Raw genomic sequence first — 23,357 nt, 5'->3', positions numbered from 1 at the left:
TCCGCCGCGTGCAGACGCCCAGACTGCGGGACCAAGGAGTGGGTTGCCCCCGTCACGAGGAGATCTACGTCGCCCTCCCCCGGGGTCCCTTTGCTCCCTGACCTTCGGCCGGCGATTCGCAGTCCGAGCGCATCGCTCCCGCCTGTCGACTCGCGAGCACGAGCCCCGCAGTCCACCCCGGTGCGCGTCCTCCTCGGGGCGGCCCGATGGCGACCATGTCGTGGCCCGTGCGCGCCAGCGCCCAGGCGACTGCAGAGTTGGAGTTCCACATCTCGCCCGCGCCGAGCTCGTCTCTCCCCCACGTCAGCACCGGTATCTCTGGAAGAACGTTGAGCACGGCAGCAACTCTCGTCGGATCTTCAGTGGTCCGCAGCGGGCTGTCCACAGCTTCGGCGATGTCCGGGATGCAGCCGCCGGGCCAGCACCGCATCTCATAGCGAAATGCGCGGAACCGGCCAAGCCACTTCGACCCGACCGGCCCTTCGGCCAGGACACCACGATCAGCGCCGGAGACGTTCCACACCGGACCCATCTCCACGGCGTACGTGATGTTGTCGAGAGAGAGCAACAGCCCGCAGTGGTACAGGTCCGCTGCTGCACGATGTTGGCGTCGCGCTGACCACCATTCGTAGACGCGGCCGTTCCAGCGTACGAAGTGCCCTCCCGCCCCAAGCGGAAGCCAGAACAGGTCCACCGATGCGCCTACCAGGTCCTCATCCATTCCTTCACCATCGGTCAGTCCCACCGAGGCAATCAGAGTCGAAGGTCCTCCGCTGCACGCCAGAATGCCCGCCCCACATCGGCGTCTGTGCCCGCGTCATACCGTCGCGTCTGAGCGCCCACGATGACGCATGCGAGGCACGCCGAATCGGCCCGGCAGCGAAGGCCCAGTGGCCTGCGCCTCCCCCGGGAATCACACCTCGGTTTCCGGATCCGGAACTGGGCTGCAAGTCACCCGGAAGGCGAGTACGGTCAGTCGGAATGACGTCGACCGCCGACCTCGCATACCCGTTTCAGGGCCGCTGGCTGACCCAGAACAGTCCCGCGAATCGAGTGCCCAGTCACGGCACCGCCCTGTTCGCGACGTCATTCGCGATCGACTTCGTCCCGGTCGACGAGGCCGGGCGCACTGCACCGATCACGTTGGGGTCGCTTCTGCGCCCCGAACCGGCAGAACGGTTTCCTGGATTCGGCCGCCCCATCCTCGCACCTGTCGATGGCGTGGTCGCCGGGGTGCATCACACGGCGCCTGATCACCCGTCCTTCCGTGGGCTCCCGTCCGTGGTGTATGCCCTGACTCAGGGCCGACGGGCAGCAGCAGGCTGGCCACAGTTGGCTGGCAACCACGTGATGATCGAAGCGGGTGACGGACCGGTGATTGCCATTTGCCACCTGCAACGCGGCAGTGTCCAGGTGCGGCAGGGGCAACGCGTTCGGGTCGGCGAGACGCTAGGACGTTGCGGCAACTCGGGCAACAGCACCGAACCGCACGTCCACCTTCAGGCCATCGACCGCCTGGACGTGCTGCACGCCTCTGCTGTGCCCATCACCTTCGGTGGCCGTCTACCCCGCAACGGCGAGATCATCGACGCGGGGTAGGACAACACATCTGACGTGAGCGCCGCATCGTGTGTCACTCCGGCGCGATTGCGCTCTTGTTCACAGGGCTTGATGCCTCACACGACAGCCACGTCAGCCGCGGCCTGCTGGTAGAACGGAACCAGACACCTCTCCCTCACCAAGGGGCCAGGTGGGGTGAGGTACGCCGACGGCCAGGTCGTCTGCCCATGGCACAACTCCCGCTTCGACCTCGCATCGGGCGAGAACCTCGACTGGACACCCGGTTTCGCCGGGAGGGAAATGCCGCGCTGGTCGCGCAGGATGATCGCACTCGGCAGGAAGCCATCGCCGCTGACCACGTACGACGTCATGATCGAGGGCGACGACGTGTACGTCGAGCTCTGAAGGTCCACCGGCCAGCGACAGTCGAAGGTGTGTCACACCGCCGCGAGCGCGCTACATCGCCGCGATGGGTCACTCACCGAAGGGGCGGGCTGTCGAGGTCTCCCTTCCTATGGCGTCGTCGTGGCGAGGAGGCGTCGCGCACGACGACCCAGATCGCTCAGATCCACCCGACCCTCCTCAGCCGCGGCCGCCAGACGCGCGGCGAGGTCCATTGCCTCGTCGAGCTCGGGTGCGGTGACCGCGGACTCCTGGCCCATATCGCGAAGGATTGTGATCTCGGTCCTGGACGCGATCAAGGGGTCGGTGACCCCGTCGATCCAGACTCGAGTGCGGCGGCCATCGCCGCGTTCCTCCCCGGTGATGCGCTCCAGGGCGAAGATACGGTCGGCGCGCGCGAACTTTCCGAAACCCAATGCCACCATCCGGGAGTCCGATGCCATGTAGTCATCTTGCCATTACGCATCGAACTTTGATCTGGCGTGCAACCCCGGCTGACAGAAAGGGTCCCGCGTCATACCGCCGCCTGTCGGCGAGCCCGATGCGCCGGCTCCTATCGATGGGCGGGCGCGTTTCCTTGACGTGGTAAGTCGGCTGCGCGTTAGGAGTAGCGGTGGCTCTTCGCCGCGTGGCCTTGCTCGCGTGTGCAGGTGCGTCCATTCATCGAACGGTGCCCACACAGCGCCTCGGCAGGCGAAGGCGGAGCAGCCGACCTGGCGGCCTGGGCCTTCGCAGGTCGAACCGCCGATCTGGTCGGCGTCGAGTCGGCGGTCGACGCATCTTGCCTTTCGCGATACCGGGCCTCGCGCATCGCCCGCATTGCGGCGTCCTTGCTCATTGTGTAATCACCTGACGAACTCTAGGCGTGCGCACCGACAGTTTCGTACAGGCGCGGCGCCGACAACCACCGCCGCTTCCCATCACGGCAGCGCGAGAACCATGAAGGCGACCTCGCGCTCAACCTCGCCGCGTCAGTTCGCCGCGTGGAGGGCTTCGACGCCTCCTCGACCCTCTCGCAACGGTCAGTCCTGCGGCAGTGACACGCCGGTTGGTGCAGGGTATCCGCGTGGACGAACAGCAGATCCGGCAAGCGTTTGATGATGTGCTCGACCAGGCATTGGTCTTTCACGGCTTCGCCGACTACATGCGAGATTACGAGATGTACATCTACGCAACGGCAGATCCCCGCACTGGGATCGAGCCCGAGCACCTGAGGTATCGGTTCACCCACTGTGTCCGCGCCACAGTGAACACGGCCGTCCGGCGTGATGTCTGGCTCTACTCGCAGGACGACGACCTGATCGACTACGACAGCTGGATCCAGGCTGGTGAACGTGAAGCGTATGTCTGGGGCGTCAAGTGGCAGGCGTTGTACCCCGGCATGCAACTCATCGAGGGGTCCCCCGAGGCTCATGAGTGGTCAGCCGAGATGGGACGGCAGTTCCATGAAGCCTTGATCGAGACGAACGGGCACAACATCTCCCTCGTGTTCGCAGGCCTCGAGGTCACAACGATCCCACCCGGGTTCGCGCCGTTCGTCGTGCCGGCATCAGGGCCGGATGCCAAGTTCCCCCTGGATTGAAGTTCAGGACTCCGACGCCCGCCGCTCTGCCGCTGACATCGCTACTCAGGCCACTTCCACAGGCGCATTGGCGGTGCCGGCTTCCCCCGCGAGATGCAGGAAGCCCACCTGGCCAGGAGCCGAGTCGATATCTAGTGGCAGTACCGACAGGTTTGCTGTCAACTCGGTGCCATGAACGTCGAGGTACGCACCATCACCGCTGATGACTGGTCTCTCCTTCGCAACGTCAGCCTACGGGCGCTGGCCGACTCGCCCGACGCCTTCAGAACGACGCTCGCCGAGGCCCAGGCTCGCACGGATGACTTCTGGCGGCAGCGGGCCGAGGGGTCAGCACCGATCCTGGTGGTGCTCGAAGACGGCCGAGGAGTAGCGATGGGTGGCATCTTCACTCCCCCGGACAGCGCCGTCGCCTATGTCTGGGGCATGTGGACGGCGCCCGAGGCACGCGGCCGTGGGTACGCCGCCGGACTCCTCACCGATCTGGTGAACTGGTGCCGCGACCGCGATCTCGGCGTACGTCTGCACGTGACCGAGGGCAACCAGGTCGCGCGCCGGCTCTATCTCGTCCACGGCTTCAAGTCGACCGGTGTGTGGGAGCCGCTGCGGGAAGGATCGACACTGCGGGTCGAGGAGCTACAGCTAGCGAAGTGACTTGCGGTGACGCTCAGGACAAGGCGTCTCCGAGCGTGCACGCACCCCGGATCTGCCGCATCCCACGCCGGCGGAACCTGCGTCACACCGCCGCTTACAGGCGTGACCAGGATTAGACAAGCGCGATGAGGACGGCCGTCGCCAACTCTCGTACTTCGCGCCAAGCCTGATGCTGAGCGAGTGCCTCACGGGTCCACAGGGAGGGGTTGGGCTCGCCGCTCATCTCATCGAGCTGTGTGTTCAGAGCGGCGATCGGTGCGAGGGACTTCTGGTCAACCCAACCGGCCTCGACCCATTGAGCCAGCAGCCGATGGCCATCGTCGAACTCCAGACCAAGCTCACCGACGTTCCAAGAGGCAACGGGCCCCAGCGAGTCGAGCCAGGCTGCTTGCTGATCCGCAGACAAGGCAAGAACACCTGTTGCTCGCACCCAGGCCGCGAGTCGACTCGGGTGCGGGACGTCATCCACTCGGTGATCGTAGTCGCTCCCCGATTGCCTGGGGTCATTCCGCAAACCGTGCAGCATCCCGCCGCGGCTGGTTCTCTCACCGCGATGAGCGCTGCCGCCCGGCCGACATGCGTCATGCTGTCGTCGTGAGCGACAACTGGATCCGACTGATCCCGACCGACGCCTCGTGGGAGCCTGCACAGTCGTCCGTCGATTTGGCAGTCGCCTACGTCGTTAGTCTCTTCTCCCGCCCCGGAGATTCGGCGGACGAAGTTTCGGCTGTGCTTCACAACGACGTCGCCTTGATTGACTCGGGCGTGAACACATCGTCGTTCAAATGCACGATCTGCTCGTCGGTCACCGACGTGAGCTGGGTCTTCGAGGTAGTCGGCGAACGATCGAGCGACCTCAGCGACCTGGACGTTGTTCTGCCGTGCTGCGGTGTCACAAGCAGCCTGAACGAACTGGCGTACGACTGGGCCATGGGCTTCGCGCGGTTCGAAATCGGTGTCCTAAATGGCACACGCGCGCGCTACGAGCTCGATGAGTCAGAACTTCGTCAGGTCGGCGAACTCTTGGGCCATCCGGTTCGTCAGATCCTGGCACACTACTGACCCAAGGCGACGGGAGCCCGTCGGATCCGCAATGAACCGACGGGCTCCGACGGGCGCAGCATTCCGCATGGAGTCGAAGAATGAACAGCTACTCCCAAGCAGCGTCGTCGCCATATTTCGCCCAGGAAGCATTGAGTCGGCCCACGGGCGTCCTCCCATCGTGTTCGACGTGGAAGTCGTATTGCGTGTTGCGAAGCATCATCCAAACGGTGTTTGCCAGATTGGCATACGCGTCGTCTGTCATGTCGTCCTGGATCGTAAGTTTCACGTAACGCGGCATGGTCAAAGTGTGCCGCCAATGTGATGCCCGGGTATAGGTGGGCCTTTCCGCCGCTTGAGTGCGGCACATTCTCCGAAACCGTGCCGGCCGAATGACCGAATGAGACGATCGACCAAGTACCCGGAATGGCGTATTTCTGGCGGCCTTGGTTAACGCAGGGCGTGGCCGCTCGCGACCATACCGAGAAGGACGGCTGGCGATAGGCCAGACGCTTCGGTCGCATTGGGACCCGCCACCGCGATAGGCGCCTGTACCTGCGTCGACACGACGACCACCTGGCGTTGGGGCGCACACCACCCGGCACCTCCCGACGACCGCTCGACCTGGGACCAACAGTGCGGAGGCTCTGTTGGGATTGGCGTTCAACGGCGGACGACAACGTTGGCTGCAAGGGATACGTGAGACGGGAGAGTCGGATGCACGACGATCTAGGGGTCCCTGCGGGCCTCGCGGACTACGACCCCGTCTACTTCAGCACGAGGACATGGGACGAGCGGGTCGTCGAGTGGATGGACCGCGAGGCGAGTGATGAGTTCGCCGAGGGCAACCGGACGATCGTGCGACAGGCCATCTCGGATGATGACGCCGGACTGCGGGTGTTCGTCAATCTCGGTGCACATGCTCTACTCGGACTGCTGCCGAACGGCCGCTACCTGAACCTCTACGAGCGCCCGGCCATCGGCGCGAAACGCGTTGAGCCGTCGGAGGATCGACGAGAGGTCGACCTGGCGCTGGGGCTGGAGGACGCCGAACGGGGGTTGACGGCGGAGGGCGTTTACTTCGCTGCCCTGGGCCTGGGGGGCGTCGGGCTGCGGTTCTACGGGGAGTACTGCCTAGTGCTCAAGGTTGAGCAGATCGATCCGAATCCAGGCCTGTTCGATCGCGACTCCTACGACATCTTGCTGGCGCCGATCAGCGAACTGGATGACCGCGCCGCGATTGTGGCGATGCTTAAGGGCGTGTGGCGGGACGATCGCCACTCGATGGTGGAGATGCGCGTGCTACCTCAGCTCGCCCGCCAAGCGCGCCTGGTCACCGCTGGCACGGTCTCCGAGGCGGTGCTGAAAGACCAGGAGTTCATCGAGGTGCACCTACGGCCCGATCCGACGAACTCCGAGGTCGGAGGGTTCGGACCGGAGGACATTGAGGAGGTGCGTGAGTCGCCGGACGAGGTGGCGGTCGCATCCCGGCTTCGCGACCGCGACGAGGACGGCGAGTACCTCTCGGCGGTGGAGTTCGAGTGGCTGTTGCGACGGGAGTGTGTCGCTCGAGCGATCGGCCGCACCCGGTTGCCGTCGCGCGTCGTGACCCAGCATGGAAGGGGTTACCAATGGAAGTAGACGGCGACCTCGAGAACCTCCCTTGGTGCATCGATGCGTGGGCGGTTCATGACGGCAAGGTCTTCGCGTCCAGGCGGCGCCCCGGCTCGATGAACGCTGCCGCCACGGTCTTTATGGCCGTGCCGGACCTCGAGCCGGTCCCGGTGGGTCGCATCTCCACGGCTCTGCGAGCGACTCGGAGCGGGTTTCAGGCCGGGTTGCTGGATCGCGATGAGCAAGACGTCGCGTTCGGCAGTCTCCGCCAGGTCCGCGAGCTCGTTCGGCTCGCCTACCTGGCGGGCGGCATGGGGCCGGAGGCGCCGGGAGCGATCGCTGGTGCCCTCGGCGGACCGCCAGCAGAAGGCGGCCCCGGCGGCGCCTACCTGGAGGAGCAGCCCGCGTTCCAGGTCTGGTCGGCTGAAGGTCCGCTGGAGCTCGTTGAGGAGCCGACCGAGCTAGCTCGTGCGGTGATGTTCCTGGCATTCGCCACCGTGCTGGAGTGGGAGAGCCGGCTTTCCTGGACGGGCAACTCTCCCGCGGAGGTGCGCGCGATGGTCGGCTGGGCGTCCAGACTCATGTGCAGCGGCGTGATCGACGGCGGGCGCCGCAACGGCGTGGTCTGGTCGGGCGATTGGCTGCACGATTTGGCCGACCACCACGGGGGCCCGTTCCTCCAGGAAGCGACGAGCCTGGTCCGCGAGGAGTTGCCCGAGCTCCGAGCGTTCTCGCCGCTGGAAACCGTCGGCGGCACCTGGTCGAGGTCCCACCTCGCCGCCGTGCCCCTCCCCCGCTGGGCCGGCTTCGACCATCGAGCTCGACGACTTGTCGACCTGCACCTACTTCCCCTCGTGGACCGGACGTGGTGGCTGCGAGACCTGACGGCCCTCGACATCGCGCCCCTGGTGTTGGTGAACGTCGTGCAGGGGCAGTCTCGGGTCGGATGGCTACCCGGCGAGCCGCCGGCGGTCGACGCTGCCTGGCTGCATATCCGACGTGAGCTCGTGTGGGAGGAACTCCCGGAGGTGGCGGAAGAAGCGTTGCGCGGCTTCATCCACAACTGCCTGACCAGCGAGTCGCCATTGCATCCGGAGCCACACGGACAGGCGTTACGCGCCGCGGTTCGGGGATGAGGGACCGCATGAGTGCAAGCAAGCGGATCACGGCCTATCAGTGGGTCGCGATCGTGGTCGCCCTGGCGATCTTGGCGACCGGCGTGATCGGAGTTGCGTACGACTGGGCAACGATCCGCTACGGCGTGCTGTTCGCCGTAGGTCTAGCCTGCCTGGTGTTCGGGCTCTTTGGCGACCGGATCACTAACATCGACCTCTCGATTGACAAGGGTGCCCCGAGCATCAACATCACAATGGACAGCGAGCTCAAGCCGGGGGTGGTCGCCGAGCTGAATGACACCGGACTGGCTGGCGTCGCCGCGACATACACGTTCGTTCACAACCAGCTAGCCGACGACGAGGGGTCGCACAAGACAAAGGTGCTACTTCAAGATCAACTGATTGAGCTGGTGCGGCGCAACGCGTTCAATCAGCCGATCGACGAGGCTGAAGTCAATCGTGCGCTGACCAGGGGGTCGCCAGCCGAAAGGGTGCTGGCGTACGGATTCTTGCTGGGCTACCCCGACCTGGCGACAGCCGAACGGTTGGAGGAGGGTATTGCCCGCTCGAAGTCCGGAAACGAGCAATACCAGGCGCTGCTCGTGACCCAGCAGCGCTGGGCAAACCTCTCAACACAGGACCAGCTACGGCTGGGCAAGGCCATCGAAGGCGCGGACTATCTACGGGACGATCCGGAACGGAAAGAACTCGCCGAAAGGATCATGGGACGGAAGTTATAGCTGTTCGAAACCGTCTCCATAATGTGGGCACCGACCGCGTCGATGTTCGAACTCCGACCTCCCGAACGTGAGGTGGGAGCCGACGGACCGACTCGCTAGCGCTGCTCTGCGAAGGCCTTGAAGTTGGTGAACTGTCTGGGGAAATCCCGACGGACGAGCGGCGCCAACAGGGGCAGCATCGCCCTCATCACACCCTTCGGGCGGAGATCGAACTCGCCGTCCAGCTGGGTGCCGGAGCCCGCGGGCGAGAAGCTCATCTTGCCGGTGATGTCTATCTGCTTCGTGTCGACCTCGAAGGTCACGACGCGGTCAGGCTCGTGCTCAGCGATGACCGCTATGCACTCCTGGCCCCGATAGACGGCCCTGAAGCGGCTGCCCACGCCGATGGGCTCCGCTGTGAGCAGCTCGGAGTCGCTGAGGTTGCTGTTCCACCGCGGCTCGTTCCGGTTGTCGGCCATGAGGGGGAACACATCGCTGACCGGCTGGTCGATCGCCGTGGTGGCCCTGACCTTCATGTGCGGGCCCCGGACACGGCGTTGACGATCCAGGCACCGGACCCCAGGAGCACGCCGTCGTCGCCGGCATGTGCCGCCATCACCTCGTGCAGGTTCGCCTCGGCTCGCCGCCTGTCCTCGGCGTCGAGCTTGTCGAACAGCCACTTCATCTGACCGACCACGAACGTGGTGGCCGTCTTCGCGTCGGGCCCGAAGAACATCAGCTCGTCCTGGGCGGCGAAGGTCACATGGTCCCAGCCTGCGCCGTGGAGCAGGTCGCGCACGCGATCCGGGTCGCTCAGCGAGAACGGACCCGGGGCATCAGCCGGCGGTGGAGCCATGGGCAGAACCCGCCCGATCGCGCCAAAGAACTCGCGAAGCCACTCGTTGTCCTCGATCCCCCGCCATACGAGCATCACCAGGCGACCGCCGGGTCGGGTCGCCTTGCCAAGGTTGGCGAAGGCCAGCGCCATGTCACTGAAGAACATGGTCCCTGTACGGCTGGCGATCACGTCGAAGGAATCTGCTCCGAAGTCATGCGTCTCGGCGTCGGCCTGCGCGAACGTCACCGGCAGCTCGCCCGTCTGATGTCGCGCCACCTCGAGCTGGGCCGTCGACAGGTCGACCCCCACCGCGGTCACGCCCGGCGTGCCACGCACCAGGTCGATCGCGAGCTCACCGGAACCGCACCCGACATCGAGGATCCGCTCGCCAGACTCAGCACCGATCGCAGCCAGCAGAACCGGCTGATAGCGCGCCACGGATGCGTTGTACGTCGCCGCATGTTCGGCCCAGTAGGCCCCGTGCTCACCGTCCCACTCACGGAGTGCGCCCGCGTTCCGCGGGTCGATCTCCAGCGTCATGTCATTCATCGTCGCCCCCACTGGATAGTCCCAAAGAGACTATACGCTACTTTTAGTCCCGAAGGGAGCATCATGTCAACTGCACTTCCACGGCTCACCACCACGACGTACGGCGTACTCGGCCTCCTTGCTGTCCGCCCGCACTCGACGTACGAGCTCGCCAAGGCAATGGACCGCAGCGTCGGCCGAGCCTGGCCACGCGCGCAGAGCAAGCTGTTCGAAGAGCCCAAGAAGCTCGCCCTGCACGGGTACGCCAGCGCTCGCGAAGACGCCGTCGGCCGCCGTCCACGCACCGTGTACACGATCACAACGTCCGGCCGACGCGCGCTCGCCGCGTGGCTCGCCGACCCCGGGGACGGCCCAGCGCTCGAGTTCGAAGGCCTGGTCAAGCTCGTCTTTGCGGACCACGGCACCCGCAACGACGCTCTCGCCACCATCGCCCGCGCCCGCGCCTGGGCCGTGGAGATGAATGTCGGCAACATCGAGGGCGGCGAGAAGTTCGCCGATGGAGACGGGCTGCATGACCAGCGCCGCGCCACGACCCTCCTCTTCGGCGCCTTCCTCACGGACTTCTACGCCCTCGTTGCATCCTGGGCCGAATGGGCCGAAGCCGAGGTCGCCAATTGGCCCGAGGACATCGCCAGCCACCGGGTTCCTCCCGAGCGGACGCACGAAGTCCTCGAGCGGGCGCGCTGGTCACAGCGACCGCGCTAGTTCGCCCCCGATTGATCCCCCGCATGAGCGATGCTGGCGGTGCCAGGACGGACTTAGACTGCGGTTCATGAGCGTTGTCATGCTCACGGGAGCGTCAGGGTTCCTCGGTCTCCACATCCTCCAACGCCTCCTCGATCAGGGCCAGCAGGTCCGTGCATTCGTACGGACCCCCGCGAAGCTGCGCCAGAACCTAGCGGCGCTCGGCGTGGACCCGGACGACCCGCGCATCCAGGTGGTCCGCGGCGACATGACCGAAGCCGGAGCCGTGAAGGAAGCGGTCAGCGGCTGCGACCAAGCCATCCATGCGGCCGCCACGTTCTCGTACCGGCGCAGAGACGCCGACCGGATGGTCCGCGAGAACCACATCGGCACGTCCACGGTCCTGGACGCGGCGATCGACGCCGGTTGCCGCAGCATCGTCCACGTGTCCTCGATCGCTGCGCTCCTGCAACCCGATGCGACTCTGGACCACCAGAGCCCAATGGGTGTCATCCTCGGCCCCTACACCCAGAGCAAGGTGGAGTCCGAGCGTACGGCCCGGGAGCGACAGCAGGCTGGCGCCCCGGTCGCCATCGTTTACCCGGGCGGCATCTTGGGCCCCCACGACCCTTACCTCGGCGAGAGCGACCAGGTCATCCGTGACATCCTTCTCGGTCGACTTCCCACATGGCCACGAGGCGAAATGCAGTGGGTGGACGTACGAGACACCGCCGAGGTGGTGGTCGCCGCACTCACGCGGCCTGGCCGGCGCTACCTCGTTCCCGGGGAGAACGTCGCAACGCCGCACGAGACGCTTCGCACCGTGACGGGACGCCGACTCCCCGCGGTACGCCTGCCGCTCCGGGCCGCGCTTCCGGTGCTGCAGCTCGGCTACAGCACCGATTGGTCGTTCCTTCCGCACGCGTTGGAGGGTTGCCGGCTCGTCGCGCAACGTACCCGTGTCGACTACTCGGCGACGTCCGACGAACTCGGGGTCAGCGGACGATCTCTGGCTGAATCCATGCGGGACACCGTTCGTTGGCTCGTCGAGGCCGGCCACATCAGCCCCCGTGCTGCTGGTCGCGCCCTCCAGGCATAGAGGTCCCCTGACGAATCGAGAGAACCGCAGAGCTTGGCTATGGCGTCCCTGCGCCCAGAGGAGTAGACAGGAAACTACCGGCGGTGCCGGTCCGGGCACTGCCCTGTTCTAGAAAGGAGCGGGCCGTGTACGCACGTTCCAGTACGTTCCACGGGAACCCCGGCAACATCGACGCGGGCATCGCATTCGTCAAGGACGAGGTCGGGCCCATGCTCGACAGCGTCGAGGGCTGTCGCGGCCTCTCGATGCTGGTCGACCGCGAGACCGGGCAGTGCATCGCAACAAGTTCGTGGGAAGACGAGGCGGCCATGCGCGCCAGCGATGACCAGCTTCGCCCGCTACGCGATCGAGGGAAGGACATCCTCGGCGGCTCCATGCAGATCGACGAGTGGGAGATCGTCGTCATGCACCGTAGCCATCACGGCGAGTGCGCCCGAGTCAGCTGGCTGCAGGGTGACCTGGACGCCATGGCCGAGACCTTCCGGGTAGGGATCCTTCCCGAGCTCGAGCAAACCGATGGATTCTGCAGCGCCAGCCTGCTGGTGAACCGGTCGTCCGGCCTGGGTTGCGCCACCACCGCCTGGGAGTCCCGCGCCGCGATGGAAGCCAGCCGCTCGGCGGCCGACGACATGCGCAGCCGGGCCGCGAGCGACGCGGGCGGCGAGATCGCCGACGTGCACGAGTTCGACCTCGCGTACGCGCACCTGCACGTCCCCGAGATGGCCTGACGTCCACGACTTCGCCGAGCCCGCCGTGGCCGGGCTCGGCCACCGTGTCGGTGAATCCGCTGACGAGCCCCCGGTCTGGGAGGACACTGACCCTAGGGGGAGTTTTGATGAAGCGAGGAGCCGCGGATGAGTCGCCAGATGACCATCACGATCCACGATCCTGATGTGGAGCGTCTCGATGAGCTCAGCTCGGTCCTGCGCCGGGAGCTGCTGGACCTCGGCGTCGATGATGTCGAACGCGCGAGCGCGGGCGAGGCGCCTGCTGGCACCCGTGGCATCGACGTCGCGGCGATCGGGGTTCTGCTTGTCGCCTTCCAGGAGCCGCTGGTCGCCGTGACCGCCATCGTGGGGGTGATACGGGGGTGGATGTCCTCTACTCGCGGGGCCAACGCGGTCGAGCTCACCATCGGCGACCAGACACTCAAGATCGACTCGGCGTCGCGGGAGCAGCAGGATCGACTCATCGATGAGTTCGTCGCAGCCCTGCACGGGTCAGCGGAGCCGGACCCACCTGCTTCCTCACCGGTGCCATGACCGCGGGACGGCGCAGCGCGCTGGTGGTGGCGAACGACACGTACCTCGACCAGCGGTTGAGCAGGCTTCGCGCGCCCGCCACCGACGCCGAGCAACTGGCAGGCGTGCTCCGGAACGCCGAGATCGGAGGCTTTGAGGTCGAGGTGTCACTCAACGAGCCGGAGCATGTGGTCCGGCGCAAGGTCTCCAGCTTCTTCGATGACCGCAGCCCTGACGATCTTCTCCTGCTGCATCTTTCGTGCCACGGGGTGAAGGACGAGGACGGGAGGCTCTACTTCGCTACGCCGGACACCGAGATCGGCCACCTGGATGCCACGTCGCTGCCCGCCGACTACGTGAACAGGCAGATGACGAAGAGCCGATCCCGGCGCATCGTGCTGCTCCTGGACTGCTGCTACAGCGGCGCGTTCGCGCGCGGGATGATGACTCGCGGCGATGAGCGCATGGACATCATGGAGCGATTCGATGGCCGCGGGCGGATCGTGCTGACGGCGTCGAGCGCGATGGAGTACTCATTCGAGGGCGACCAGCTTGCCGGCCAGGGCAAGCCGTCGGTGTTCACATCGGCTCTGGTCGAGGGTCTGGCCACCGGCGAGGCGGACCGGGATGGTGACGGTTTCGTGTCGGTCGACGAGTTGTACGACTTCGCCTTCGACCGGGTGCGGGCCGTCACGCCGTCGCAGACTCCGGGCAAGTGGGTCTTCGACGTGCAGGGAGACCTCTACCTCGCCCGCAGCAACCGCCCACCTGAACCGGTGGACCTGTTGGCCGACTTGCGTGGTGCCATCTCGAGTCCATTCACCAATGTGCGTCTCGGTGCAGTGGAGGAGCTGGCCGCGTTGCTGGACGACGCGGACTCCCCTCGCGGCGCCGCGGCCCGCATGGCGCTGGACGACATGGCTGAGCATGACCCACAGCGTGTCGTACGAGGGTCGGCCGAACGAGCTAGTAGGCCCGCCGAGGCCTCGCCCCAACCGTCACCGGCCCCACCGGCCGCCCCGGAGCAGCCGACAGTCGTGCCGCCCCCACCAGACACACCCGCACCGGCAGCCGAAGCCGAAGCCGCCGTCGCGCGCGAGCCCGAGCACAGCCCGCGGCCAGTGGCAGCTACCGAGCCCAGGCCACCCGCGTGGGTGCCGGCCGCCGCGTCAATAGCTGCCGTGGGGGTCCTGGCTGCGGTTCCGTTGCCGATGCTGGCCGAGGCCCCGACATCCTGGAACTCGTTCGCGGTCGTCACGCCGTTCGAGGCAGGGCTTGCCGCCCTTGCTCTCCTCTTCGCTGCGGGCCAGATCCGCCGTGCGCAGCTCGCTACAGCCGACGCAGCAGGACTGTTCATCGTGGTCGGGGTGCTCATGGGCGCCGCCGGCATCGGACTGGTGAAGTTCTCCCTCGAGGACGTCGGCGCCATCGGTGTTGTTCTGGGTGTTCTTGTCGTGTGCGGCGGAGTGGGGGCTGTCGTGGCAGGCCGAGCGTGTTTGAGCGTGTCGCCGAGGGATCGCGACCTTGGTCCGGTCGAGCCCGTCTGGCTTGTATCGGCCATGGCCGGCGCTGGACTGGCCACCCTCGCGCTGTTCATCCCCTACGACGGCTTCAGCTCGTACTGGACCGAGGTCGAGGAAGGCGCAAGCGCCGAGTTCATCTTCGAGCCGGCGGCAGTGGTCGGTTGCCTGGCCTTCGGCATGCTGTCTCTTTCCTCCCGGCGTCGGTTCGCCACCGCCGTCCTGATCTCTGCCGGTGCCCTCACCGCAGTCCACTACGTCGGGGTCGTCATAGCGGCCTGGGTGGCGATCGGCGAGGAAGGCGAGGTGCGTTCCGCCGGGTGGGTCGGCATTGCCGGGGGCCTGCTGGTCGCCTTCGCTGCATGGCAGATGCATCAGTCGCTGATACGGGGCGGCGCGGGGCCCGGCACAACCTGAGGGTTCGCGTTGGTCGGCTCGGTCAGGCGGTGTAAGCCGTCATGCGGATCGATACGAGAAGCCCTGGGACGTCCACGCCGAGCTTCACTCCGTAGCGCGTGGGCGGATCGGACGGGAACCAACGCGCCCACTCCTCGTTGAGGCCGTCGAAGTCTGCAGGGTTGGTGAGCAGGATCCCGACTTCCACGACGTCGTCAAGACTGGCGCCACCGGCTTCAAGGATCGCTTGGCAGTTGGTCAATGCCTGTCGCGTTTGCTCCTGGATCGTCCCACCGGCGAGGCGGCCGCTGCTCGGGTCGATGCCGACGGTGCCGGAGACGAACACGAACGGTCCGGCCTTGACTGCTTGGCTGAACAAACGATTTAGGCGCCTTCTCGGTGGCGATGACCTGGCGCGGCATGTTGCTTCTCCTGACTGAAGACGAGGTTGGATCCGTTTGTGCATTCGTTTTCGGGCTCGCGGCTGGGAGCGATCAGTCAAGTGCGACGGCCGCGACCGGGAGACTGATCCTCGCCACCTCTTCGATCTCAACCGGCTGGTCGCCACGGACACGGTGGATCTTCACCACGACCTCGGTGGGTGAGGTCTCGAACTCGAGGAAGTGCTTGAAGAACGGCGGCTCGTCCAGCGAGTAGATCTCGGAGACGAACTTCTGGATCGGCCCGAACGGCGGGTTCAGGCCGGGGAAGGCGATCTGCGCCCGCCGTCTGGTCTGCCGATCGACGCCCTCGACCGATCCACCTTGGCCGCCCTCCTGCTCAGCGTCGATGATGGCCGTCGCGGCCGCCTCGCTGATGAAGTCGTAGTGCGTCGGGCCGCCCTGGCGGTAGCGGGGACTCACCCACGCCTTGGGGTCCGCGATCAGCGAGTAGGCGCCGAGGAACACCATGTGGGCGAGGAGGACCGACGCACCGACCGCGACGGCAGTGAAGAGGGCCGCGCCGACCGCCACCGCCGGCCACCACGTACGGAGCTCGTTCGCGAGCCGGCCGGGCGCCTCGAAGCCCGGTACGTCGAGCAGGCCCGGAACCGCCGCCCCCAGCAGGAGCACCCCGATGGCGAGGACCGCGACGACCAACAGCGGCATGTAGAGGCGCGCATGCTCGCGTCGCATCCAGTCGACGACCAGCATGCCGATCGCGGCGACCGTGATGAGCGCCGGCAGGGCGAAAGCGGCCCGCATCCACTCTGAGTCGACGGCGTCGGCTACCCACCACCAGAGCACCAGCGTCACCGGCGCCGCGAGGAACACGAGGGGCTGAGCCAGCCAACGCCGCCAGGTGTGCCAGGCCCGCGCCCGGCGTACGGGGTCCTCGTGCAGGCGGCGGGTGAGGAAGTCCGGGGCCAGAACGGCCGCGAGCACCACCACCGCGATCACCGCCAACGGCACGAGTCCGAGCGGGCCGCTGAGGAACAGCACGGTCAGGCCCTCGCCGCTCATCACGCGCAACATCTCGCCCGAGACGACGGCCGCCTGGGCGAGCAGGGCCCACACGACCGAGCGCTCGAGCCAGCGCGCGGCCCTCGCGCCGTTCACGGTGGTGACGATCCGTTTCCGCCACCCGATGATCGCCAGGACGGCGTAGAGGTCGACCGCGACGACGAGGACCCAGGACACCGTACGTCCGTCGTCCGAGCCTCCCGCGTCCAAGCCCATCGGCAACAGAGCCAGGATCACGAGAGCCGCCAGCACGCACGCGAACGCGACGTGATGCCAACCGGGCACCCGCTCGACGGGGCTCCACCACCTCGACCAGCGCACGCACCAGGCGTTGAGGCAGATCCACAGGGTGCTCGCCCCGAACAGCACCAGCAGCGCGCCTGCCGCATCAGGCAGGTAGTGGTGCAGGAACAGCGTCGCCAGCACCCCCGCGACCAGCGCTTCGAGACGCAGGAGCAGGCGGGGTACGAAGCGACTGCGTCCGGGACGTTGCGGCAACTGGTGCAGCAGCATCAGCACGATCATCGCGGCGATGGCCGCACCCCCGGGACCGACTCGCACGGGCTGATCCCAGAGCTGGAGCTCACGGCTCCACCCTGTCTCGGCGAGCCACCGGCCCAAGACCACTCCCCCGCCGAACAGCACGACGGTCAGCAACAGCCGCCAGATGCTGGGCACCAGCTGCTGGGCGAAGTACGCCAGGGACTCGGCCGATCGTGGGAAGAGCTTGGTCGGACAGAATCGCAGCTCGGCTCGTGCATCCGAGGTGGCCGTCCGGATGGGATGGGTCGCGTGGGTGTACGCACCGCCACCGCCACTGACGATGTGCCACAGACCGTCGCGCGAGCTGTCCTTCCTCGTCGGGTCGTACAGCTGGAAGTTGTGGGTGTCACCGCCCACCGTCGCGACGTAGCGGTGCTTCTCATCGGTCACGACGTCGTAGACGGTCTCGCCAGGTCGCCCAGACACCTGACCCTTCCGGCGCTCACCGTTGACGAGCAGCGGCTTGCCCGTCATCAGGATCTTCGGCTTCTCACCGCTCAGCGAGCTCAGCCAGTCGAACTGCGGTCCGTCGATGGTCCCGTCGATGCCGGTGTCGATGCACACCAGGTCCACGTGCTCGGTCTCGATGACGAAGTACGGCGCCGGCTGCAACTGGGCTTCTGGTGCCGGCTGGTCATCTGATTCGCCCCACCGCGCCGGCACGGCTATGCCGGCCGGTTCGCTGGGTGTGCGCCACATGATGCGGCCGAAGCGGTCCCGGATCAGCTGCCATCGCCCGAGCGGCTCGTCGAATGACGGAGCCAGGAGTTCGCTGGGCCAGGTCGGCGGCGCGTCCGCCGGGTAGAGGAACTGGTGGGCGAAGCCGTAGAGGCCGTCGTACCAATCGTGGTTGCCCGGCATCGCGTAGACCGGGACGTCCTCAGGAAGCGCGAAGTCGTCCCGTACGTCAGCGGGCGCCTTGAGGCCCTCCACCCGGTTCGATCGGTACGGCTTGTAGAAGCCGTCCACGTAGTCGTTGACGTTCCCGGACGGGTAGATCACGTCGCTCAGGACGAGCACGAAGCCGGCTTGTTCCGCGGCTCGCGCCAAAGCGGGCGCGACCACGTACTGGGACGGGTCCTGCTCGCCAGTGTCGCCGATGACGAGGAATCTCGAGACCCCGGTGGCGGGGATCGTCAGGGGCTTGTCCTTCTTCGTCCAGTGCGCACGCAGGTTCTCGACGAGCCCCTGCGTACCGCGTCCCAAGACGTCGTTGACCGAGTCGATGAGGGTGCGCGCGGCGATCCAGGAGAGGCTGTTCCACTTGGTCGGGTCGTTCTGCAAGTAGTCCCGCGTGCGCGCCCAGTCCTCGCGCCCGGTCTCGGAGTCATCGCCCAGAGTCATGGACATCCCCTTTGCAGGACGGACCGGTCGGCTTGAACCGCGCGACCGTATGCAACAGGTCTAAACAGATCCCGGCACGGCGCGACGGTAGCGCAAGCCAGCTACCCAAGACGCGGTACTGACTCTATTCCCTCACGCGCTTCGTCTCGTACGCCCACATTGCGACCTCGACGCGGTTGCGGGCGCCGAGCTTGTTCATCAGCGCGGCGACATGGGTCTTCACCGTGCTCAGGGTGATCTTCAGCTCCTCGGCGATCTCCGCATTGGTGCGGCCGCGCGCGACGGTGAGGAGGACCTCCTCCTCGCGCTCGGTGAGCGGCTCGATCGGCTGAGCCGGCGGGGTGGCTCGCTCCAGGCCGGCCAGCGTGGTGAGGAGGCGGCGAGTGATGTTGGGCGAGATGAGCGCGTCGCCGTTCGCGGCTGCGTGGATCGCCTGGACCAGCAGCTCGGGACCGGCGTCCTTGAGGAGGAAGCCTCGGGCGCCGGCCTTGAGGGCTCCGTGGACGTACTCGTCGAGATCGAAGGTCGTGATGACCACGATGGCGAGGGGGTCCTCAACACCGGGGCCGGCGAGCCGGCGGGTGGCTTCGACGCCGTCGATGCCGGGCATCCGGATGTCGAAGAGGCAGACGTCGGGACGCAGCTCGCGTGCCACGGCCACCGCCTCGTGACCGTCCGTCGCCTCGCCGACGACCTCGATCCCGGGCTGTGCGTTGAGGATCATGGTGAGACCGGTACGCACGAGGAGCTGGTCGTCGGCGACCACCACTCGAATGGTCCCCTGGCTGGTCACCGCGACACCTCGCGCGGCAGGGTCGCCTCGACGGTCCAGCCACCGGCCGGGTCCGGCCCGGCCTGGCACACGCCGCCGAGGAGCTTGGCCCGCTCCGCCATCCCGAGCAGGCCATAGCCCACGTTGTTCGAGAGGCGGGCCGCTTCTCCGTCGTCGTGCACACGCACCTCGACGACGCCGGCCTCGCCCCGGACCTCCACGCTGACCCTCGTGGGGTAGAGGGCGTGCCGGATCGCGTTGGTCACCGACTCCTGACAGATCCGGTAGACCGACACCTCGACCGGCTGCGGCAGGTCGGCGAGATCGCCCACGCACTGCACCCGCACCAGGGGGCTCATCCGGGTCAGCTCGTCCAGATCGCCGATGCCCCGCTGCGGTGCGTAATCTGCCGCTTCGTCGCCGTCGCGGAGCACTCGGACCATCGTGCGCATCTCGGACAACGTACGCGACGCCTCGGCCTCGATCACGGCCAGCGCCTGGAGGGCCGCGGCCGGGTCGGTGGCCGCCACCGCTCGCCCCGCCTGGGCCTGGATCGCGATGGCGGAGACGTGGTGCGCGACGGTGTCGTGCAGCTCGCGGGCGAGGTCGCCGCGCTCGAGCGTACGGACCTGCTGGACCTCGCGCTGGCGCGCCACCGCGCGGTAGCGCATCGCGGCCCCGAGTGCGAACGACGCGACCACCACGGTGGCGCCGCCGATCAGGTCTCCGAAGTTCTCAGTCGCGGCGAGTCCCAGAGTCACCGGCACGGCGACGATCGCCGTACCGATCAGAGCCTCGCGTCCTGATGCCCAGCGGTACAACGAGTAAGGCAACAGCAGGACGCAAGCCATAGTGTTGAGCCCCACCTCTCCGACGCCGCCGAGGATCGTCGGGATCTGCAGCACCATCGCACCGCCGCCGAATCCGACCACGGTCGCCAGGAGTGGATGAGTACGCCGCCAGAGCAGGACCGGGATCACCAGGAGCGTGACCACGGCGGCCAAAGGGCGCCACGGTACGTCGGGGCGAAAGATCGCCTCGCCCACAGCCGTGACCAGCAGGGCGCCGACCAAGGCCCAGTCCCACCACATCCGCGCTGGCGGGTCTGGGGCACGGGGCTCAGCCAGGACTGAGCGGACGAAGGCGGTCACCACCTCTCGACCCTAGCGAGCGGACGGCCTCGACGTACGGGGCACAAGCACGAGCTTCTCCTCGTACTTTCGGCCGAGGAGCCCACTGCTCCTTGGCCCGATGTGGATCGTTCGTCGCCGGGCCACGGTGGAGGCATGTCCAATTTCCTCTACCGGCTAGGCCGGTCAGCCGCGACCCGTCCCTGGACCGCCATCGGCGCCTGGGTCGTTCTCGCGCTCGTCGTCATCGCCTCCTCCGCCGCCTTCGGGCGCGAGCTCGAGGAGAGCTTCGAGGCCCCCGGCCTCGACTCCTACCAAGCCGCCGAGCTGCTCTCCGAGGCCCAGGCCGACGAAGGCGGGATCAGCGCCCATGTCGTGCTCGAAGCACCAGACGCGACGACGCAGGTGGCGCCCGTGGAGGCGGCACTCGCGGAGCTCCCGGGCGTGCTGGGCACGACGAGCAGCGTCTCGCCGGACGGTGACATCGCGCTCGTACGGGTGCAGTACCCGGCGATCGAGCACCTCGAGGCCTCCGACCTGGACAACCTCAAGGACGCCGTCGCCGACCTGCGTGAGGAGTCGTCGCTGACGCTGGAGACCGGCGGCGACCTGTTCTTCGCGTTCGAGGAAGCACCCACCGGGCTCGGCGAGGTGGCCGGGATCATCGTCGCGATGATCGTCCTGCTGATCGCCTTCGGCTCCTTCGTCGCGATGGGGCTGCCGATCGGGATGGCGCTGTTCGGTCTGGTCATCGGCATCACCTCGATGAAGCTGGTGACGTATCTGGTCGACATCCCGGCGTGGGCGCCGGAGCTCGCGGCCATGGTCGGGCTCGGCGTCGGTATCGACTACGCGCTGTTCCTGGTCACTCGGCACCGCGAGAACCTGGCTGCGGGGATGCCGGTTCCCGAATCGGTGGGCCGAGCCCTGGCAACAGCAGGACAGGCCGTGATCTTCGCCGGCGGCACTGTCGTCGTGGCGATCCTCGGGCTGCTCGTCGCGGGGATCCCGTTCGTGACCGGTGGTGGGGTCGCCATCTCCGCGATGGTGCTCGTGATGGTGCTCGCTTCGGTCACCCTGCTGCCGGCACTTCTCGGACTGGCTGGGCATCGGATCAACGGACGCCGGCGTCGGGATGGAGCGCACCGGCCGAGCACCGGCTGGTACCAGTGGGGCGCTCATGTGACCCGCAACGCGACGGCGTACCTCGTCGGCGGAGCGGTCTTCATGATCGCCCTGGCCGCACCCGTTCTCGCGCTCAACCTGGGCTTCCCGGATGACGGGACCAAGCCCGAGTCGAGAACCGAACGCCGCGCGTACGACCTGATCGCCGACGGTTTCGGGCCTGGCGCCAACGGGCCGCTGGTGATCGCGGTCGACATCTCGCAGGACAAGTCCGTCGTGGCGCCGCTGGCCGAGGCGATCGCCGCCGACCCGGGCATCACCGCTGTCGCCGAACCGACCATCGATCTCGCCGCGGGCGTGGCGACGCTGGTGGCTCAGCCGACGACCTCGCCCCAGGACGTTGCCACCCAGGAGACCGTCACGAGGCTGCGCGGTGAGGTCTTCCCGACGGTGCTCGACGACAGCTCGGCGACCGCCCATGTCGGCGGTCAGACCGCCACCTTCGCCGACCTAGGCGACCGGGTGCAGGAGCGGATGCCACGCTTCGTGGCGGCCGTACTGCTGCTGTCGTTCCTCCTGCTCACGCTGCTGTTCCGGTCGGTGCTCGTGCCGCTGAAGGCGGTCGTGCTGAACCTTCTGAGCGTCGGTGCGGCGTACGGCGTCCTCGTCATGGTCTTCCAGTGGGGCTGGGCAGCCAGCCTGATCGGCGTGGAGTCGACGGTGCCGATCGTGTCGTTCATCCCGCTGTTCATGTTCGCGATCCTGTTCGGGCTCTCCATGGACTACGAGGTGTTCCTGCTGTCGCGGGTGCGCGAGGAATACCGCCGTCACGGCGACAACACCCGCGCGGTCATCACCGGGATCGCCGGCACCGGCCGCACCATCACCGCAGCCGCACTGATCATGGTCGCGGTCTTCTCGGGTTTCGTCCTCGGCAGCGACCCGGTGGTGAAGATGATGGGAGTGGGCCTGGCCACGGCCATCTTCCTCGACGCGACCGTCGTACGGCTGATGCTGGTCCCCGCGACCATGAAGCTTCTGGGCAACGCGAACTGGTGGCTGCCGAAGTGGCTGGATCGGCTGCTGCCGGAGCTGGACTCTGCGTCGGAGGAGCCGGTCGAGGAAGAGTCGGTTGTTTCCCGACCCACGGTCTGATCCGGCGTACGGCATCATTCACCATGACGCGTTTGGCCGGCACGAGCCGGCGGGTCGGTTAGCCTCTTGGCACGGGTCTTGGTGCGTCCCGGATATCCCCCGCAATAGGAGCCGCATGATCAGGACCTACACGCCCGCTGACCACGACGCGCTCGTCGATCTCTTCACCAGAGCGGGCGCCGACTCCCCCAGCGGCGAGCTGTGGAGACACCTACCCTCCGAGCAGATGGTCTACCTCGACCCCTACATCGAGCACTGCCCCGAGACCCTTTTCCTCGCCGAGGTCGACGGCGACCTCGTCGGCTACCTCACCGGCTGCCGTGACAGTGCGCTGCTCCCTGACGAGGACGAGCTGTTGACCCAAGCGATCACCCGCCACAAGGTGATGCTCAGGCCGCGGTCGATGCCGTTCTTCGTCCGTAGCCTCATTGATATGGGCGCGGCGAAACTGCGAGGTATCGAGTCCGCTTCCGGCGAAGCCATGGATCCACGCTGGCCCGCCCACCTACACATCAACCTCGCTCCAGAAGCGCGTGGCACCGGCGTCGCCATGGACCTGATGCGCGCTTGGCAGGACTGGCTCGTGCACGCACAGAGCCCGGGCTGCTACCTACAGACACTGGTCGAGAACACCCGTGCAACGCGGTTCTTCGAGAAGTGCGGATTTGTCTCGCACGGTTCGACACCCCTGGTTCCAGGGGTCAGGTACCAGGGGCGGTCAGTTCATCAGCAGACCATGGTCTGGTCTCCGCCGCCGACTGCATGACCACCCGTGGATCCGCTCCGCAGCGCGAGATGGCAGAGGCGGCCGCGA

25 protein-coding genes are annotated in these 23,357 nt (G+C 67.0%); 15 read left to right on the top strand and 10 right to left on the bottom strand.

What is annotated here, in order from left to right:
- Positions 1-64: 64 nt before the first annotated feature.
- A complete protein-coding gene (locus tag ABTW65_RS24795) occupies positions 65-721 on the bottom strand; it encodes a hypothetical protein (protein ID WP_350665133.1) in 657 nt (218 codons plus the stop codon).
- Between the two features lie 260 nt (positions 722-981).
- On the opposite strand from ABTW65_RS24795, the gene ABTW65_RS24790 reads away from it, so the two are divergent.
- Both ABTW65_RS24790 and ABTW65_RS24785 read left to right on the top strand, forming a co-directional pair.
- The gene (locus ABTW65_RS24790) at positions 982-1,599 is read left to right on the top strand and encodes a M23 family metallopeptidase (protein WP_350665132.1); all 618 of its coding nucleotides are present in this window, start codon (positions 982-984) and stop codon (positions 1,597-1,599) included.
- Positions 1,600-1,755: 156 nt separating this feature from the next.
- Positions 1,756-1,965: a Rieske (2Fe-2S) protein gene (locus tag ABTW65_RS24785; RefSeq protein ID WP_350665130.1), complete on the top strand. Its 210-nt coding sequence runs from the start codon at positions 1,756-1,758 to the stop codon at positions 1,963-1,965.
- Positions 1,966-2,072: 107 nt separating this feature from the next.
- On the opposite strand, the gene ABTW65_RS24780 is transcribed toward ABTW65_RS24785, so the two are convergent.
- Complete coding sequence (locus ABTW65_RS24780) at positions 2,073-2,405, bottom strand: hypothetical protein (RefSeq protein WP_141793738.1); 333 nt, start codon at positions 2,403-2,405, stop codon at positions 2,073-2,075.
- A 623-nt stretch (positions 2,406-3,028) separates the two neighbouring features.
- Between ABTW65_RS24780 and ABTW65_RS24775 the strand changes: the two genes are divergently transcribed.
- On the top strand, positions 3,029-3,544 hold the full coding sequence (locus tag ABTW65_RS24775) for a YxiG-like protein (protein ID WP_350665127.1): 516 nt from the start codon (positions 3,029-3,031) through the stop codon (positions 3,542-3,544).
- A 171-nt stretch (positions 3,545-3,715) separates the two neighbouring features.
- Complete coding sequence (locus ABTW65_RS24770; protein ID WP_350665125.1) at positions 3,716-4,195, top strand: GNAT family N-acetyltransferase; 480 nt, start codon at positions 3,716-3,718, stop codon at positions 4,193-4,195.
- Between the two features lie 112 nt (positions 4,196-4,307).
- Here the strand turns inward: ABTW65_RS24770 and ABTW65_RS24765 are convergent, their stop codons facing one another.
- On the bottom strand, positions 4,308-4,664 hold the full coding sequence (locus tag ABTW65_RS24765; protein ID WP_350665123.1) for a hypothetical protein: 357 nt from the start codon (positions 4,662-4,664) through the stop codon (positions 4,308-4,310).
- 125 nt (positions 4,665-4,789) lie between these two features.
- Between ABTW65_RS24765 and ABTW65_RS24760 the strand changes: the two genes are divergently transcribed.
- A complete protein-coding gene (locus ABTW65_RS24760; protein WP_350665121.1) occupies positions 4,790-5,257 on the top strand; it encodes a hypothetical protein in 468 nt (155 codons plus the stop codon).
- Positions 5,258-5,345: 88 nt separating this feature from the next.
- Here ABTW65_RS24760 and ABTW65_RS24755 read toward each other — a convergent pair whose 3' ends face one another.
- On the bottom strand, positions 5,346-5,537 hold the full coding sequence (locus ABTW65_RS24755) for a hypothetical protein (RefSeq protein WP_350665119.1): 192 nt from the start codon (positions 5,535-5,537) through the stop codon (positions 5,346-5,348).
- Positions 5,538-5,953: 416 nt separating this feature from the next.
- On the opposite strand from ABTW65_RS24755, the gene ABTW65_RS24750 reads away from it, so the two are divergent.
- The 3 genes from ABTW65_RS24750 to ABTW65_RS24740 are packed head-to-tail and all read left to right on the top strand — an operon-like array spanning position 5,954 to position 8,705.
- Positions 5,954-6,877: a hypothetical protein gene (locus ABTW65_RS24750; protein ID WP_350665116.1), complete on the top strand. Its 924-nt coding sequence runs from the start codon at positions 5,954-5,956 to the stop codon at positions 6,875-6,877.
- Positions 6,868-7,986 carry a hypothetical protein gene (locus ABTW65_RS24745; protein ID WP_350665114.1) on the top strand — a complete coding sequence of 373 codons (1,119 nt, stop codon included), beginning with the start codon at positions 6,868-6,870 and terminating at the stop codon, positions 7,984-7,986. Before ABTW65_RS24750 ends, ABTW65_RS24745 begins: the two co-directional genes overlap by 10 nt.
- Before the next feature lie 8 nt (positions 7,987-7,994).
- Positions 7,995-8,705: a hypothetical protein gene (locus tag ABTW65_RS24740; RefSeq protein WP_350665112.1), complete on the top strand. Its 711-nt coding sequence runs from the start codon at positions 7,995-7,997 to the stop codon at positions 8,703-8,705.
- Between the two features lie 95 nt (positions 8,706-8,800).
- Here the strand turns inward: ABTW65_RS24740 and ABTW65_RS24735 are convergent, their stop codons facing one another.
- Together ABTW65_RS24735 and ABTW65_RS24730 are read right to left on the bottom strand one after the other, a co-directional pair.
- Positions 8,801-9,220, bottom strand: coding sequence for an SRPBCC family protein (locus ABTW65_RS24735; RefSeq protein WP_350665110.1), 420 nt, complete (start codon positions 9,218-9,220; stop codon positions 8,801-8,803).
- Entirely contained in the window at positions 9,217-10,062 is an 846-nt protein-coding gene (locus tag ABTW65_RS24730) for a class I SAM-dependent methyltransferase (RefSeq protein WP_350665107.1), read from the bottom strand. The genes ABTW65_RS24735 and ABTW65_RS24730 overlap by 4 nt, the downstream gene beginning before the upstream one ends.
- Positions 10,063-10,134: 72 nt before the next feature.
- On the opposite strand from ABTW65_RS24730, the gene ABTW65_RS24725 reads away from it, so the two are divergent.
- The 5 genes from ABTW65_RS24725 (at position 10,135) to ABTW65_RS24705 (ending at position 15,032) form a co-directional block, all read left to right on the top strand.
- Positions 10,135-10,776, top strand: coding sequence for a PadR family transcriptional regulator (locus tag ABTW65_RS24725; protein ID WP_350665105.1), 642 nt, complete (start codon positions 10,135-10,137; stop codon positions 10,774-10,776).
- A gap of 67 nt (positions 10,777-10,843) precedes the next feature.
- Complete coding sequence (locus tag ABTW65_RS24720) at positions 10,844-11,854, top strand: SDR family NAD(P)-dependent oxidoreductase (protein WP_350665103.1); 1,011 nt, start codon at positions 10,844-10,846, stop codon at positions 11,852-11,854.
- A gap of 125 nt (positions 11,855-11,979) precedes the next feature.
- Entirely contained in the window at positions 11,980-12,582 is a 603-nt protein-coding gene (locus ABTW65_RS24715) for an antibiotic biosynthesis monooxygenase family protein (protein WP_350665101.1), read from the top strand.
- A 126-nt stretch (positions 12,583-12,708) separates the two neighbouring features.
- Positions 12,709-13,116: a hypothetical protein gene (locus ABTW65_RS24710; RefSeq protein WP_350665099.1), complete on the top strand. Its 408-nt coding sequence runs from the start codon at positions 12,709-12,711 to the stop codon at positions 13,114-13,116.
- Positions 13,113-15,032 (top strand): caspase family protein, encoded by a 1,920-nt coding sequence (locus ABTW65_RS24705; RefSeq protein WP_350665097.1) that lies wholly within the window; start codon positions 13,113-13,115, stop codon positions 15,030-15,032. The genes ABTW65_RS24710 and ABTW65_RS24705 overlap by 4 nt, the downstream gene beginning before the upstream one ends.
- A gap of 22 nt (positions 15,033-15,054) precedes the next feature.
- Here ABTW65_RS24705 and ABTW65_RS24700 read toward each other — a convergent pair whose 3' ends face one another.
- The 4 genes from ABTW65_RS24700 to ABTW65_RS24685 all read right to left on the bottom strand — a co-directional run bounded on the left by ABTW65_RS24700 (position 15,055) and on the right by ABTW65_RS24685 (position 20,287).
- The gene (locus tag ABTW65_RS24700; RefSeq protein WP_350665096.1) at positions 15,055-15,390 is read right to left on the bottom strand and encodes a RidA family protein; all 336 of its coding nucleotides are present in this window, start codon (positions 15,388-15,390) and stop codon (positions 15,055-15,057) included.
- A 115-nt stretch (positions 15,391-15,505) separates the two neighbouring features.
- A complete protein-coding gene (locus ABTW65_RS24695; RefSeq protein ID WP_350665093.1) occupies positions 15,506-18,361 on the bottom strand; it encodes a metallophosphoesterase in 2,856 nt (951 codons plus the stop codon).
- Between the two features lie 124 nt (positions 18,362-18,485).
- Positions 18,486-19,154 carry a response regulator gene (locus tag ABTW65_RS24690; RefSeq protein ID WP_350665091.1) on the bottom strand — a complete coding sequence of 223 codons (669 nt, stop codon included), beginning with the start codon at positions 19,152-19,154 and terminating at the stop codon, positions 18,486-18,488.
- Positions 19,151-20,287, bottom strand: a complete 1,137-nt coding sequence (locus ABTW65_RS24685; RefSeq protein WP_350665089.1) for a sensor histidine kinase — start codon at positions 20,285-20,287, stop codon at positions 19,151-19,153. The genes ABTW65_RS24690 and ABTW65_RS24685 overlap by 4 nt, the downstream gene beginning before the upstream one ends.
- Before the next feature lie 132 nt (positions 20,288-20,419).
- Between ABTW65_RS24685 and ABTW65_RS24680 the strand changes: the two genes are divergently transcribed.
- Positions 20,420-22,543, top strand: a complete 2,124-nt coding sequence (locus ABTW65_RS24680) for an MMPL family transporter (RefSeq protein ID WP_350665087.1) — start codon at positions 20,420-20,422, stop codon at positions 22,541-22,543.
- Between the two features lie 115 nt (positions 22,544-22,658).
- Positions 22,659-23,309 (top strand): GNAT family N-acetyltransferase, encoded by a 651-nt coding sequence (locus tag ABTW65_RS24675; RefSeq protein WP_350665085.1) that lies wholly within the window; start codon positions 22,659-22,661, stop codon positions 23,307-23,309.
- The last annotated feature ends 48 nt before the right edge of the window (positions 23,310-23,357 follow it).

The organism is Nocardioides sp. NPDC127503 (assembly GCF_040302165.1).
Taxonomy (GTDB): domain Bacteria; phylum Actinomycetota; class Actinomycetes; order Propionibacteriales; family Nocardioidaceae; genus Nocardioides.
Note: the sequence above shows the minus strand (reverse complement) of the source record. Positions and strands in the feature narration are given on the sequence as shown.

Coding starts and splice junctions, on each gene's coding strand:
- ABTW65_RS24705 (WP_350665097.1), top strand. CDS start 13,113: ATGACCGCGGGACGGCGCAGCGCGCTGGTGGTGGCGAACGACACGTAC.
- ABTW65_RS24770 (WP_350665125.1), top strand. CDS start 3,716: ATGAACGTCGAGGTACGCACCATCACCGCTGATGACTGGTCTCTCCTT.
- ABTW65_RS24695 (WP_350665093.1), bottom strand. CDS start 18,361: ATGACTCTGGGCGATGACTCCGAGACCGGGCGCGAGGACTGGGCGCGC.
- ABTW65_RS24790 (WP_350665132.1), top strand. CDS start 982: ATGACGTCGACCGCCGACCTCGCATACCCGTTTCAGGGCCGCTGGCTG.
- ABTW65_RS24720 (WP_350665103.1), top strand. CDS start 10,844: ATGAGCGTTGTCATGCTCACGGGAGCGTCAGGGTTCCTCGGTCTCCAC.
- ABTW65_RS24780 (WP_141793738.1), bottom strand. CDS start 2,405: ATGGCATCGGACTCCCGGATGGTGGCATTGGGTTTCGGAAAGTTCGCG.
- ABTW65_RS24740 (WP_350665112.1), top strand. CDS start 7,995: ATGAGTGCAAGCAAGCGGATCACGGCCTATCAGTGGGTCGCGATCGTG.
- ABTW65_RS24755 (WP_350665119.1), bottom strand. CDS start 5,537: ATGCCGCGTTACGTGAAACTTACGATCCAGGACGACATGACAGACGAC.
- ABTW65_RS24675 (WP_350665085.1), top strand. CDS start 22,659: ATGATCAGGACCTACACGCCCGCTGACCACGACGCGCTCGTCGATCTC.
- ABTW65_RS24730 (WP_350665107.1), bottom strand. CDS start 10,062: ATGACGCTGGAGATCGACCCGCGGAACGCGGGCGCACTCCGTGAGTGG.
- ABTW65_RS24710 (WP_350665099.1), top strand. CDS start 12,709: ATGAGTCGCCAGATGACCATCACGATCCACGATCCTGATGTGGAGCGT.
- ABTW65_RS24795 (WP_350665133.1), bottom strand. CDS start 721: ATGGATGAGGACCTGGTAGGCGCATCGGTGGACCTGTTCTGGCTTCCG.
- ABTW65_RS24680 (WP_350665087.1), top strand. CDS start 20,420: ATGTCCAATTTCCTCTACCGGCTAGGCCGGTCAGCCGCGACCCGTCCC.
- ABTW65_RS24750 (WP_350665116.1), top strand. CDS start 5,954: ATGCACGACGATCTAGGGGTCCCTGCGGGCCTCGCGGACTACGACCCC.
- ABTW65_RS24725 (WP_350665105.1), top strand. CDS start 10,135: ATGTCAACTGCACTTCCACGGCTCACCACCACGACGTACGGCGTACTC.
- ABTW65_RS24745 (WP_350665114.1), top strand. CDS start 6,868: ATGGAAGTAGACGGCGACCTCGAGAACCTCCCTTGGTGCATCGATGCG.
- ABTW65_RS24735 (WP_350665110.1), bottom strand. CDS start 9,220: ATGAAGGTCAGGGCCACCACGGCGATCGACCAGCCGGTCAGCGATGTG.